General features: G+C 72.6%; 10 protein-coding genes. 6 read left to right on the top strand and 4 right to left on the bottom strand.

The annotated features are described in order from the left end of the window. Nucleotides 1-8: 8 nt before the first annotated feature. Entirely contained in the window at nucleotides 9-2,243 is a 2,235-nt protein-coding gene (locus ACBJ32_RS10155; protein WP_375126508.1) for a protein kinase, read from the bottom strand. Between the two features lie 112 nt (nucleotides 2,244-2,355). Between ACBJ32_RS10155 and meaB the strand changes: the two genes are divergently transcribed. The 4 genes from meaB to ACBJ32_RS10135 all read left to right on the top strand — a co-directional run bounded on the left by meaB (nucleotide 2,356) and on the right by ACBJ32_RS10135 (nucleotide 7,721). Beyond that, nucleotides 2,356-3,315, top strand: coding sequence for a methylmalonyl Co-A mutase-associated GTPase MeaB (meaB, locus tag ACBJ32_RS10150; protein ID WP_375126507.1), 960 nt, complete (start codon nucleotides 2,356-2,358; stop codon nucleotides 3,313-3,315). 166 nt (nucleotides 3,316-3,481) lie between these two features. Next, nucleotides 3,482-5,905: a CehA/McbA family metallohydrolase gene (locus ACBJ32_RS10145; RefSeq protein WP_375126506.1), complete on the top strand. Its 2,424-nt coding sequence runs from the start codon at nucleotides 3,482-3,484 to the stop codon at nucleotides 5,903-5,905. Nucleotides 5,906-6,030: 125 nt separating this feature from the next. Then, nucleotides 6,031-6,651 carry a TetR/AcrR family transcriptional regulator gene (locus ACBJ32_RS10140; RefSeq protein WP_375126505.1) on the top strand — a complete coding sequence of 207 codons (621 nt, stop codon included), beginning with the start codon at nucleotides 6,031-6,033 and terminating at the stop codon, nucleotides 6,649-6,651. Next, entirely contained in the window at nucleotides 6,639-7,721 is a 1,083-nt protein-coding gene (locus tag ACBJ32_RS10135; protein ID WP_375126504.1) for an acyltransferase, read from the top strand. The genes ACBJ32_RS10140 and ACBJ32_RS10135 overlap by 13 nt, the downstream gene beginning before the upstream one ends. On the opposite strand, the gene ACBJ32_RS10130 is transcribed toward ACBJ32_RS10135, so the two are convergent. The 3 genes from ACBJ32_RS10130 to ACBJ32_RS10120 are packed head-to-tail and all read right to left on the bottom strand — an operon-like array spanning nucleotide 7,679 to nucleotide 10,054. Next, nucleotides 7,679-8,080, bottom strand: coding sequence for a thioesterase family protein (locus ACBJ32_RS10130; protein WP_357866398.1), 402 nt, complete (start codon nucleotides 8,078-8,080; stop codon nucleotides 7,679-7,681). The genes ACBJ32_RS10135 and ACBJ32_RS10130 overlap by 43 nt on opposite strands. Then, the gene (locus ACBJ32_RS10125; protein ID WP_375126503.1) at nucleotides 8,077-9,831 is read right to left on the bottom strand and encodes an AMP-dependent synthetase/ligase; all 1,755 of its coding nucleotides are present in this window, start codon (nucleotides 9,829-9,831) and stop codon (nucleotides 8,077-8,079) included. Before ACBJ32_RS10125 ends, ACBJ32_RS10130 begins: the two co-directional genes overlap by 4 nt. A 49-nt stretch (nucleotides 9,832-9,880) precedes the next feature. Continuing rightward, entirely contained in the window at nucleotides 9,881-10,054 is a 174-nt protein-coding gene (locus ACBJ32_RS10120) for a hypothetical protein (RefSeq protein ID WP_357866400.1), read from the bottom strand. A 25-nt stretch (nucleotides 10,055-10,079) separates the two neighbouring features. Between ACBJ32_RS10120 and ACBJ32_RS10115 the strand changes: the two genes are divergently transcribed. Next, nucleotides 10,080-10,601, top strand: coding sequence for a CGNR zinc finger domain-containing protein (locus tag ACBJ32_RS10115; protein WP_375126502.1), 522 nt, complete (start codon nucleotides 10,080-10,082; stop codon nucleotides 10,599-10,601). A gap of 244 nt (nucleotides 10,602-10,845) precedes the next feature. Then, nucleotides 10,846-12,438, top strand: coding sequence for an ABC-F family ATP-binding cassette domain-containing protein (locus ACBJ32_RS10110; RefSeq protein ID WP_375126501.1), 1,593 nt, complete (start codon nucleotides 10,846-10,848; stop codon nucleotides 12,436-12,438). Nucleotides 12,439-12,458 lie beyond the last annotated feature (20 nt).

Raw genomic sequence — 12,458 nt, 5'->3', positions numbered from 1 at the left:
CCGTCACGTCAGTAGGCCGCTCCCTCGTCGCACATCGTGACGGAGATCGTCCGCTTGGCGGTGACGGGAGCGGTGATGCGCAACGTGACGGTGTGGGTGCCGCCGGTGCTGGTGAGGGTGCGCGGCGCAGTCAGGTAACGCTGGCCGTTCTCGGTGATGGTCGCCGTCGAGCGGCCCGCGGCGGCGCCGTCGATGAGCCAGGTGTAGGTGAACGTCACCGGGGCGCCCGTGCGGCGTACCAGCGCCTGGAGCGTCACCTCGCCGCCCGCCCAGCACTCGCCGGCCAGGGTGCCGCCGGGGCGGACGTACATCACCCTGAGCCGGTCCGCGGTGGCCGTCGGGGTGCCGGAGACGCCCTGGCCGTCGGTCGGGACCGTGCTGGGGGTGCCGTCCGTCTGCGGGGTCGGCCTGGTCGTACGGGTGCGCCTGGGGGCCGGGGTGGAGGTGGCGGCGGACGTGGTGGGGGCGCCGCTGGCCACGGCGACGTTCTTGGTCTTGGGAGTGGGGGTGGTGGGGGTGAGCCAGACGATGGCGGCGCCCAGCGCGCACACGGACACGGCGGAGACACCTGCGATGATCACCTTCTTGACCCGGCGCCCCCTGGGCCGCTTGGGCCGCGGCGCCGGCGCCCCGCCCCCGTGCGGCTCGTCCCCGTGCGGCTCGCCCGCGGGCCCCGCGGGCGGATACTGTGCCGTCGCCGGGTCGTCGAACGCCACCGGAGCGCCGAGCGGCACCCTCCGGCCGGCGGCGCCCGGGGCTCCGGACGACGCCGTGGCCTGGGACGCCGTGCCCTGGGACGCCGTGCCCTGGGACGCCGTGCCCTGGGACGCCGTGCCCTGGGACGCGGTCTGGGACGCCGCCTGGGACGCCGCCGCGCCGCCGGGCGGCTCCTGCGCCTGGGACGGGTGGGAGGCCGGCGCGCCGGCGGCGGGCGGCTGCCCGACCGGCGAGGAGAGGTCGAACAGCGCCTGCAGCGGCGAGGTCGCCGGGCCGGGCCCCTCGTGGGCGGCCGCGTGACCGGCATGCGGGCGGCCACGCTCGGGCCGCCCGCCGTGGTGGTGAGCCGAGCCGTGCGCCTGCTCCACGTCGTGCTGCTGGGCCGAGCCGTCCGCCCGCGCCTGGTCGTGCGCCGGGGCCGGGCCACGCGTGTACGCCTGGTCGTGGGGCTGGGCCTGGCCGGGTGCCTGTGCCCGGTCGTGGGGCCGGGCCGGGCCGCGCCCGTGAGCCTGGTCACGCGTGCGGGGCTGCTCAGGCGCCTGGCCCTGGCCGTGCGGGTGCGTCTGGTCGGGCGCCTGGGCGGGGCCGCGCCTGCGCGGGAGGTCACGCGGGTCGGCGGCCTGGGGCCGGACCGCGGGATGGTCGACGGTGTCCTGCCAGGCGTCGCGCGGGTCCGGTGGCACGGGCGGGTCGGGGAGGCGGGACGGCTCGGGGGCCGGGGCCGCGTACGGCGTGGCGGTCTGCCGGGACGGGGCGGTCAGGCGGAGCAGGACGTCGCGCATCGACGGCCGGGCCGCCGGGTCCTTGGCCAGGCAGGCCGTCACGACCTCGCGCAGCGGCCGTCCCAGCTGCCCGAGCACCGGCTCCTCGCGCAGGATGCGGTTGATCACCGAGGGCAGCGAGTCGTCCCCGAACGGCGGCACGCCCGTCGCCGCGAACACGAGCACGGACGCCCACGAGAACACGTCCGCCGCGGCCCCCACGGGCCGCCCGGCGAGCTGCTCGGGCGCCATGTAGGCGGGCGTGCCCACGATGTTGCTGGTCGCCTTCATGCCCGAGCTCAGCGCCGCCGCGATGCCGAAGTCGACCACCCGCGCCCCGTCGGGCCCGAGCAGGACGTTGGCCGGCGTGAGGTCGCCGTGGACGACGCCCGCCTGGTGGATCGCGTCGAGCGCGGTCGCGGTCGCCACGGCGAGCCGCTGCAGCTCCGTCCCGCCGCGCCGGCCCGCCTGCTGCAGCGAGGGCCCGTCCACGTACTCGGACACGATGTACGGCCTGCCGCTGGTCGAGGCGTCGAGCACCTGCGCGAGGCAGAACGGCTCGACGTTGCGTGCGGCGGCGATGTCCTTGACCAGGCGTTCGCCCACGGCCAGCCCCTCGCGCAGCACCTTGACGGCGACCGGGGTTCCGTTGCGTGCCTGGCCGAGGTAGACGACACCGTGGCCGCCCGCGCCGAGCCGCCCGACCAGCCGGTAGGGCCCCACCGCTGCCGGGTCGCCCTCGCGCAGGGGTTCGACGTTGGGCATGAGGGGAGTGACTCCTGTGACGGCTGAGACAAGAACATCGAGCACCCTACTGGCAAAAGTCAAGACTTGTCAGAAGTTAGGCTGATCAACTGCGAAGAAAGGGGTAAGTGGGGTGCACTCGCTGGAGGACTACGCCCGGGGCGTGCGGGCGAGCTCCCGTACCTGGATCGCCCGCGCGATCACGCTGGTCGAGTCGACCAGGCCCGACCACAACGCGCTCGCGCAGCGGCTCCTGGTCGAGCTCACCCCGCTGTCCGGACGGGCCCGCAGGGTCGGCATCTCGGGCGTGCCCGGGGTGGGGAAGTCCACGTTCATCGACGCGCTCGGCACGCGGCTGACGGCCGCGGGGCACCGGGTGGCCGTGCTGGCCGTGGACCCGTCCTCGACCAGGACGGGTGGCAGCATCCTCGGTGACAAGACCCGCATGTCCAGGCTGGCGGCGGACCCGGCCGCGTTCATCCGCCCCTCGCCGACCTCCGGCACGCTCGGCGGCGTCACCAAGGCCACCAGGGAGGCCATGGTCGTGGTGGAGGCGGCCGGCTTCGACGTCGTGCTGGTGGAGACCGTGGGCGTGGGGCAGTCGGAGACCGCGGTGGCCGACATGGTGGACACGTTCCTGCTGCTCACCCTGGCCCGCACCGGCGACCAGCTCCAGGGGATCAAGAAGGGCGTGCTGGAGCTCGCCGACGTCATCGCCGTCAACAAGGCCGACGGCGAGTACGAACTGCCGGCCAGGAAGGCCGCCCGCGAGCTGTCGGGCGCGCTGCGCCTGCTCCGCTCCGACACCGCCCCGCCTCCCGTGCTGACCTGCAGCGGGCTCAGCGGCGCCGGGCTGGACGAGCTGTGGCGGCGCGTGCTGTCCCACCAGGACACGATCGACCTGCCGGCCAGGCGCCGCCGCCAGCAGGTGCGCTGGACGTGGACGCTCGTCCAGGACCGGCTCCTGGCGGAGCTGCGCGGCGACCCGGAGGTGGCGGCGGTCACCGGCGAGGTCGAGCGCGAGGTGCTGTCGGGAGAGCTGACGCCGGCCCTCGCGGCAGAAAAAATTCTGTCCGTGTTCAAGCGGCTTTGACCCGGGTTTGAGCCCCGCCGGGCCCGGATCCGGAGCGGCATCGGTACTCCCCGGGTGGAGATACATCCTCCGGGGTTGAGAAAACCCCCTCTCCGGGGAGGCGGCCGAACCGAGCGGTTGCGTGATGCATGTCACGATGTCGCGCAACCGAGTGGGGAGGGCTCATATGGGTGCGGAATCGATGCTGCCCGGCAGGGTGACGCAGGCGCTGGAGGAGTACGGGCGTCTGCTGGGCGAGCACGGGATCACCTGGGGCGAACCGGAGATCCATTACGTGAAGTTCTTCGCCAGGCGCCGGGTGCTGCCGCCCGCGTTGTTCGACCGGTTCTGGCAGCTCGTCCTCGAAGCGGTGGCCGAGAGCCATCCCGACGAGCCGCGGGACCAGGTGGCCGCCCGGCTGGCCGAGCCCGACTACGACCGCGTGCTGCGCGACACCCTCGACGGCGAGCTGCCGGGACACCTCGTCGCCGTGCGGATCGAGCCGGACAACATCGCGCTCGAAGGGGCGCCGCGCACGGTGCTGCTGCCCTCGGAGCCGCCCCCGGCGGACCGGCACGCCAGGCGCTGGGCCAGGGACAAGCCGTTCATGGCGCTGCCGGGCGGCGCGCGGGCGGCGGGCAACGGCGCGACCGCGGCGCCGCTGCCCGGGCCGCTCCCGGCGGACGAGCCGCCCCCCGCCGTACCGTTGCCCGTGCCGCTGCCCGTGCCGCTCACCGGGCGCGGCGAGGAGCGGATCTCCCTGCTCATCGACTCCAGGCGGGACACGCCCTGCCTGGTCAGCGTGGACGAGACGCAGCGCCTGCTGCCTGCGCGCGGCGCCTGGCTAGTCGAGGTTGACGAGGACAGCATGGTCATCGCCGACGGCGTGCGCGTCCGCCTGGACACCCTGCTGCGGCCCATCCCGTCGGCCACGCTGCGCCTGGTGGCCGGCGTGCCCTGCCGATGGAGCGTCGTGGCCGGCGACGGCAGCGGCTGGTTCCCGCCCGACGTCCCGCACCGCTACGACTACCACGGCCGCCCGTACTTCCACGGCGACGACCTCCGCCTCGAGGTGCCCTGCATGCAGCTGACCGTCACCGCGGCCCGGGGCATGGAGCACGACGAGGCCAGGACCCGGCTGGTCCCGCGCCCCGGCGGCGAGCACCTGGTCGAGCTGACCCCCGCGCGCCTGTACGACGCCGCCGCCCGCGGCTGGTACGGCGGCGACCTGCACGTGCACCTCAACTGGGCGGGCGACCTGGTGGCCGTGCCCGCCGACGCGGCCGCCGCCCAGCACGGCGAGGACCTGCACGTGCTCAACCTGCTGGCGGCCAACGTCTCCGGCAGGCGCGTGTACGACAGGGAGGCGCTGGAGCACTGGACGGACCGGGACCTGCCGTGGTCCGACGCCACGCACGTGGCCAGGATGGGCGTGGAGTACCGCAACGACCTGCTCGGCCACATCTACGCCTTCGCGCCCCGCGCCGCCCCCGGCCGCTACCACACCGGCTTCGACGGCGACTCCGACTGGCCGCCCAACGCCGACGGCCTGCGCGAGCTGCGCGGCCTCGGCGCGCTCGTCGGCTACAGCCACCCCTTCCGCACGCCCATCGCCGACGGCGACCCGCCCAAGGGCATCGTCTCGCCGGTGCCGCGCAACTGCGCCGCCCGCGAGCTGGTCGCCGACGCCGCGCTCGGCCTCGTGGACAGCCTCGACGTGCTCACCCACGCCTCGATCCCGGCCACGGCGTCGGTCTACCGGCGGCTGCTCGGCGCGGGCAACCGGCTGGCCGTGACGGCGGGCACGGACGCGATGATCTCCTTCACCCGCTCCGACAACCAGTCGAACCCGCCCGGCTGGGCCCGCGTCTACGCGCGCGTCGAGGGCGAGCTGACCGCCCGGTCGTTCGCGGCGGCCGTACGCGCGGGCCGCACGTTCGCCACCACCGGCCCCTGGCTGGAGCTGTCGGTGAACGGCCACGGCCCCGGCCACGTGCTCCACGCGGGGGAGGGCGAGCGCATCAGCGTCACCGCCACCGCCATCGGCCCCGAGGTGACCGCCGTGCGCATCCGCACCGCGGAGGGCGTGCGGGCGGGAGCCGAGCGGCTGCCCGCCGACGACCACGCCGGCCACCGCAACGGCCACGACGCCCGCCACGACGCCCGCCACGACGCCCGCCACGATGCCGGTTACAACGCCGGTTACAACGCCGGTTACAGCGCTGGTTACAGCACCGATCACAACGCCGGGTACAGCGCCGTCCACAGTGCCGTTCACAGCGCCGCGCACGGGGGCAGGGGCGAGGACCGGCTCACCGTGACGGCCGAGCTGCGCGTGGACGCGCCCACGTACGTGGTGGCCGAGGTCCTGTGCGACCCGCACCCGCGCACCCTCACCGCCACCGGCTACGCCCTGACCAGCCCCGTGTACGTGGACGTGGCCGGCAAGCAGGTCGCCAGGCAGGAGGACGTGCGCTGGTGCCTGGAGTGGCTGGACGGGCTGGAGAACCTGATCAGGCAGCACGGCCGCCTTGCCAGCCCGTACCAGTTCGGCGACCACATGTCGCTGCTCCAGCAGGCCAGGGCCGTCTACCACGGGCGGCTGAGCTGATCCTGCCTCACGGTGCCGCCCGAGGACCTCGGCGGCGGCGCCTGGTACGGCTCCCCTTCTGATCCGCCCGGCCTGAAAACTGGCCGACCGGCCAACACGGCGTCCATGCGTGCTAGATTTTGGCCATGCGGTCAGAAATTGGGAAGAGCGGCCAGAAGGAGCGCTCGTTCATCGAGGAGGCCAGGCGGGCGCAGATCATCGCGTCCGCCATCGAGGTCATCGCCGAGGTGGGGTTCGCCCAGGCGTCGCTGGCGCGGATCGCCGCGCACGCGGGCATCAGCAAGGGCGTCATCTCCTACCACTTCGCCGGCAAGGACGAGCTGATGGAGCAGGTCGTCGAGCACACGTACGGGGCCATCGCCGAGCACGTGTTCGCCAGGATGGACGGCATCACGGCGGCGACCGAGCTGCTCAGGACGCACATCATGGCCGTCGCCGAGCACATGCTCGGCCACCGCACCCAGGTCAGGGCCCTGGGCGAGATCTTCAGCAATCTCCGGACCGCAGACGGCAACCACCGCTTCGGGATGCACACCAACGAGGAGCTCTACCAGGGGCTGGAGCTGATCTACCGGCTGGGCCAGTCGACCGGGGAGTTCCGGCAGTTCGACCTGCGCGTCATGGCCGTCACCCAGCAGGCGGCCATCGACCACATGTTCGCCTACTGGATCACCCACCCGGGCCACGACCTCGAGGCGCACGCCGCCGAACTCGCCGACCTGATGGAAAGGGCATGCCGAGCATGAAGACGGAGACCAGCACCAGGCTCTACGCGATCGACAACCTGCGGATCTTACTGACCGTGCTCGTCGTCGCCCATCACGTCGCGGTCACCTACGGCAACATCCCCCTGTGGTACTACGTCGAGCCCGCCCAGGACCCCTCGGGGATCGCGCTCGACATCCTGGTCGTCACGAACCAGGCGTTCTTCATGGGGTTCTTCTTCCTCCTGTCCGGCTTCTTCACCCCCGGCTCCCACGACCGCAAGGGCGCCCGCGTGTTCGTGCGCGACCGGCTGGTGCGGCTGGGCATCCCGCTGCTGGTCTACATCCTGCTGCTGCGGCCGCTGGCCGACCTCGGCGGGGTGCTCGGCCGGGGTGACACGCCGTTCTGGGAGTACTACCTGCGCACGTGGGACCCGGGGCCCATGTGGTTCGTCGAGGTGCTGATCGTCCTCGTGCTGGCCTACACCGGCTGGCGGGCCCTGCGCGCCCCGCTCGACCAGCGGCCCGCGCCGCTCGCCATGAAGTGGATCGTGCTGTTCACGGCGGGGCTGGCGGTGGCCACGTTCCTGTGGCGCATCCCGGTGCCGAGCCCCACCGTGTGGCCGGTGATCGGGCTGCCGACCCCGTACTTCCTGCCGCAGTACGTCTCCATGTTCGTGCTCGGCTGCGTCGCCTTCCGGCGCGGCTGGTTCGAGACGCTGCCCGCGCGGGCGGCGAGGCTGGGCTTCGTCGCCGCAGGTGTGACGACCCCCTTGCTGCTGGTGCCGGCGCTCCTCACCACGGGCGCGCTGTCGGCGGCGCTGATGGCCGCCTGGGAGTCCGCCTTCGCGGTCAGCATGATCATCGGCTTCACGGTGTACTTCAGGGAGCGGCACAACACGCAGGGGCCGCGTGGCCGCTTCCTGGCCGAGCACGCCTTCACCGTCTACATCATCCACCCGGTCGTGCTGGTCGGGCTGGGCTGGGCGCTGCGCCGGCTGGAGACGATCGCGATCGTGAAGTTCGCGGCCATGCTGGTGCTCGCGCTGCCGCTGTGCTGGTCGCTGGCCTACCTGGTGCGGTCGCTGCCGGGGGCCAAGCGGGTGCTCTGAACGAGCATCCCCGGCAGCGGGGAGGGGCGGCCGTCGCGGACGCACACGTACGTGACCGTGCCGACCGCCACCAGCTCCTCCCCGCGCCGCATCGTGAACGTCATCGTGATCGAGGTGGAGCCGATCCTGGCCGGCGCGCTCTCCACCGCCAGCACGTCGCCGAGCCGCGCGGGCGCGTGATGCTCGCAGCCGCTGACCTTGACCACCAGGTCCGCGCCCTCCTCGCGGAGCCGCTCGTAGCCGCCCCTGGCGCCGAGCCAGTCGAGGAAGGCGTCCTCGAAGTACTCGTAGTAACGGGTCGCGTGCATCATGGCCTGCGCGTCGCAGTGCCGCGGCCGCACCGGCAGGTGGGAGATCACTCGTAGAAGGAGTCGAGCGTCGCGCCGTGCCGCTCCTCCACCGCCTTGCGCTTGATCTTGAGGCTGGCCGTCAGCTCGCCCGTCTCCACGGAGAAGTCCTCGGCCAGGATCGCGAACTTCTTGACCGTGGCGTAGCCGGCCTCGCTCGCGTTGACCTGCTTGATCGCCTTTTCGACCTCGGCGCGCATGCGCGGGTGCTCGCGCAGCTCCTCGGGCTCGGCGGGCAGCGACTCGGCCTGCGCCCACGGCTTGACCACGTCCATGTCCAGCGTGACCAGCGCCGTGACGTAGTTGCGCCGGTCGCCGTGCACGAACACGTGCGACACGAACGGGCAGGCCGCCTTGATCCGGCCCTCCAGGTACGTGGGCGCGACGTACTTGCCGCCCGAGGTCTTGATCAGCTCCTTCTTGCGGTCGGTGATGCGCAGCCGGCCGGCCTCGTCCAGCTCGCCGATGTCGCCCGTGCGCAGCCAGCCGTCCTCCAGCGCCTCGGCCGTCTCCGCGGGCAGGCCGTGGTAGCCGCGCATGATGCCGCGCCCGCCGATGAGGATCTCGCCGTCGTCGGCGATGCGCACCTCGGTGCCGGGGAACGGCAGGCCGACCGTGCCGAACCGCACCGACTCGGGCCGGTTGAGGAAGCTGCCCGCCGACGACTCCGTCAGCCCGTACCCTTCGAGGATCGTCAGGCCCGCCGCGTCGAAGAACTCGGCGACCTCCTGGTTGAGCGGGGCCGCGCCGGAGATGAAGAAGCGGATCCGGCCGCCGAACCGCTCGCGCAGCTTGGCGAAGACCAGGCGGTCGGCCAGGGCGTACTCGGCGCGGGTGGTCACCGGAATCGCGGCGCCGCGCTGCCTGGCCCCGACGACCCGCCGGCCCGTCCTGCGTGCCCAGGTGAAGATGCGCAGCTTGAGGCCGCCCTCGCGCTGCATGTTCGCCACGACCGTGTTGTGGATCTTCTCGAAGATGCGCGGCGCGGCGGCCATGACGGTCGGCTTCACCACGCCGAGGTTCTCGGCGATCTTGTCGAGGCGGCCGTCGATCGCGGTCGGCACGCCGATGTCGATCATCACCACCTCCAGCAGCTTGCCGAACGAGTGCGACAGCGGCAGCCACAGGAAGTGCAGGTCGGACGGGGAGATCAGGTCGATCTCGCGCACCGCGCCGGCCGCGTAGAGCCAGTTGTCGTGGGTCAGCTCGACGCCCTTGGGGCGGCCGGTGGTGCCGGAGGTGTAGATCAGGGTGGCCAGGTCGTCCTGGGCGATGGCGTCCACCATCGCGTCGTAGTCGCCGTCACCGCCGCTCAGCGAGTCGAGGGTGATCACCCAGCCGTCGTCGCTCGCCGAGCCGTCGATGACGATCACGTGGGTGACGTCGGGGAGCTCCTTCTGGACGGACCTGAGCTTGGTCACCTGCTCGTCGTTCTCGGCGATGACGATCGTGCTGCCCGAGTCGGTGATGACGAAGGCGGACTCGGCGGCCGTGTTCGACGGGTAGATCGTGGTCGTGGCCGCCCCCGTCGCCAGCACCGCCAGATCGCAGACGATCCATTCGAGGCGGGTGGAGCACAGGATCGACACGCGGGTGCCGGGCCCCGAGCCCAGGCCCGACAGCGCCAGGGCCAGGCCGCGTACCCGCTCGCCCACCTCCCGCCAGGTCAACGAGGTCCATCCGTCGTCCGAGGGCACACGGTAGGCCTCGGCGTCGGGAGTCGCCGCGATGCGGTCGCGCAACAGGGAGGGAATGCTGGACATGCCTGACCTCCTGGGGGTGTAGGCCCGACTCTAGGACGACGGCACCGTCTCAGTCGATGGTCATCTTCGAACGCGCGCCCGGCGTGGCGACGCCGACCAGCCGCGCGGTGCGCACCTCCCAGACGCCGCAGGAGCACTTCAGGTACGACACCACCCCCTCCGAGGTGCGGTGGGAGGACACGACGGTCATGGAGAGGGGGTCGTGCAGGTCTCTGGTGTGCATGATTCCAACCTGATGTAATGGCCTTATGCATTTCAACGCTTACGGCGGCAACGGGGCGGCCCTCGCGGCGGCACTGGTCAACGCGACCGACTTCAGCCCCGGGGCGGTCGAGGCGATGCTGACCGAGCACCGCATGGTGCGCGCCACCGTGACCGCCGGGCAGGCGGAGGAGTTGCGGGCGTGGGCGGCCAGGCTGGCGCCGGTGTTCGGGGAGCGGGACCAGGAGACGCAGATCAAGCTGGTCAACGACCTGCTCGACCTGACCACGTCCAGGCCGTACGTCAGCGCCCACGACGGCCGCGAGCCGCACCTGCACTTCTTCTCCGTCGACGCCGGCATCGTGGCCAGGTCGAGGGACACCACCGCGGGCGGGCTCGCCATGGCCCTGTCGTTCGCCGGCGGCGACCGGCTGGGACGGTGCGGCAGGCCGGGGTGCGCGATCGTCTACGTGGACACCTCCCGCAACGGGCGGCGCCGGTTCTGCTCGCCGGGCTGCGCCAACAGGGTGAACGTGGCGGCGCACCGGGCCCGCCGCCTTGCCACGTGATCGGTTGCTCGCGTAAACTTCCCGACGTTCTATCGCCGATCCGTGGGGGCAGCTGACGTGAGGATCTGAGGTCGCGGGCACCGCGCCGTTCGGCCCTGTCATGGGCATGCGCGCATCACCTGGACCTCGAGGGCATCCTCGCCCCTTGCCGCGGACTTCGACTCCGAGTTCCCGTGTGTCGCGCGTGTATGCGGTGTTTCCCGCCAAGTCACGAAATTTCGATTTTTGTGATGGGAGCCGCCTTATGCCTTATTCCATTGTCGTCGATCACGTCTCCTTCGCCTGGCCCGACGGGACCACCGTGCTCGACCGGCTCGACGCCGCCTTCCCCGCCGGACGCACCGGGCTCATCGGGGTCAACGGGTCGGGCAAGTCCACCCTGCTCAAGATCATCGCGAATGAGCTGGCGCCGCGGTCCGGGTCCGTGTCCGTCTCCGGCGTGGTCGGGTACCTGCCGCAGAACGTGCCGCTCGGCGCCTGGCGCACCGTGTCGGACCTGCTGGAGATCAGCCGGACGCGGGCCGCGCTGCACGCCATCGAGCGCGGCGACGTGGCCGAGGAGCACTTCACGGCCGTCGGCGACGACTGGGACGTCGAGGAGCGCGCCCGGGCCGAGCTCGACCGGCTCGGGCTCGGCCACGTCGGCCTCGACCGCACGGTCGGCACGCTGTCCGGCGGCGAGACCATCATGGTCGCGCTGGCCGCCCAGTTGCTGAAGCGGCCCGACGCGCTGCTGCTCGACGAGCCCACCAACAACCTCGACCTGGACGCGCGGAGCCGGCTCTACGCCGCCGTCGCCGCCTGGCAGGGGGTGCTCCTGGTCGTCAGCCACGACCGGGCGCTGCTGGAGCTGGTGGACCAGATCGCCGAGCTGCGCGAGGGGGCCGTGCGCATGTACGGCGGCAACCTCGGCGCCTACGAGGAGCAGGTCGCCGCCGAGCAGGAGGCGGCCGAGCGCTCGGTGCGCACCGCCGAGGGCGAGGTGCGCCGGCAGCAGCGCGAGCTCATCGAGGCCAGGACCAGGATCGACCGCGGCCTGCGTACCGGCAGGAAGGCGTTCGAGAACAAGAAGGTGCCGAAGATCGTCGCGAACACGCTCAAGGGCAAGGCCCAGGTGACGGCCGGCAAGCAGCGGACCCTCCACCTGGAGAAGCTGGCGGAGGCCCGCGAGCGGCTCACCGAGGCCGAGCAGGCCGTGCGCGACGACGCGGAGATCCGCATCCAGCTCCCGGGCACCGAGGTGCCCGCCGGCCGCACGGTGCTCACACTCCCGCTGGAGCCGCCGAGCCGGGTGGACGCGGACTCCTCCGCGGTGGCGCTGGAGACGCTGGTCGTGCGCGGGCCGGAACGGATCGCGCTGCTCGGGCCCAACGGCTCGGGCAAGACCACGCTGCTCAAGCGCATCATCGCGCACGGCGCCCAGGTGCCCGTCCGCTACCTGCCGCAGCGGCTCGACCTGCTGGACGACCGGCTGAGCGTGGTGGACAACGTGCGGGCCCTGGCGCCGTCCGCCTCGGTGAACGACGTACGCGCGGGGCTGGCCCGCTTCCTGTTCCGCGGGGAACGGGCCAACCAGGCCGTCGGCACGCTCTCCGGCGGGGAGCGCTTCCGCGCGACGCTCGCCGCGCTGCTGTCGGCCGAGCCGCCGCCGCAGCTCCTCCTGCTCGACGAGCCGACCAACAACCTGGACATGGCCAGCGTCCGCCAGCTCGCGCAGGCGCTGTCGGCCTACCGGGGCGCGCTCATCGTGGCCAGCCACGACCTGCCGTTCCTGGAGACGCTGGGGATCACCCGCCGGCTGCGGCAGCATCGGGAGGAGGGACTGACCGAATCGTAATTGACGGTTGGGGATCAACC

This window comes from Nonomuraea sp. GTA35 (assembly GCF_041950525.1).
Lineage (GTDB): Bacteria > Actinomycetota > Actinomycetes > Streptosporangiales > Streptosporangiaceae > Nonomuraea.
The sequence above is the reverse complement of the archived record's forward strand: the minus strand, read 5'-3'. Positions and strand labels throughout refer to the sequence as shown.

What these genes read in the sequence shown, in the direction of transcription:
- ACBJ32_RS10140 (WP_375126505.1), top strand. Translation starts at nt 6,031, where the DNA reads ATGCGGTCAGAAATTGGGAAGAGCGGCCAGAAGGAGCGCTCGTTCATC.
- ACBJ32_RS10145 (WP_375126506.1), top strand. Translation starts at nt 3,482, where the DNA reads ATGGGTGCGGAATCGATGCTGCCCGGCAGGGTGACGCAGGCGCTGGAG.
- ACBJ32_RS10155 (WP_375126508.1), bottom strand. Translation starts at nt 2,243, where the DNA reads ATGCCCAACGTCGAACCCCTGCGCGAGGGCGACCCGGCAGCGGTGGGG.
- ACBJ32_RS10135 (WP_375126504.1), top strand. Translation starts at nt 6,639, where the DNA reads ATGCCGAGCATGAAGACGGAGACCAGCACCAGGCTCTACGCGATCGAC.
- ACBJ32_RS10110 (WP_375126501.1), top strand. Translation starts at nt 10,846, where the DNA reads ATGCCTTATTCCATTGTCGTCGATCACGTCTCCTTCGCCTGGCCCGAC.
- ACBJ32_RS10120 (WP_357866400.1), bottom strand. Translation starts at nt 10,054, where the DNA reads ATGCACACCAGAGACCTGCACGACCCCCTCTCCATGACCGTCGTGTCC.
- ACBJ32_RS10115 (WP_375126502.1), top strand. Translation starts at nt 10,080, where the DNA reads ATGCATTTCAACGCTTACGGCGGCAACGGGGCGGCCCTCGCGGCGGCA.
- ACBJ32_RS10125 (WP_375126503.1), bottom strand. Translation starts at nt 9,831, where the DNA reads ATGTCCAGCATTCCCTCCCTGTTGCGCGACCGCATCGCGGCGACTCCC.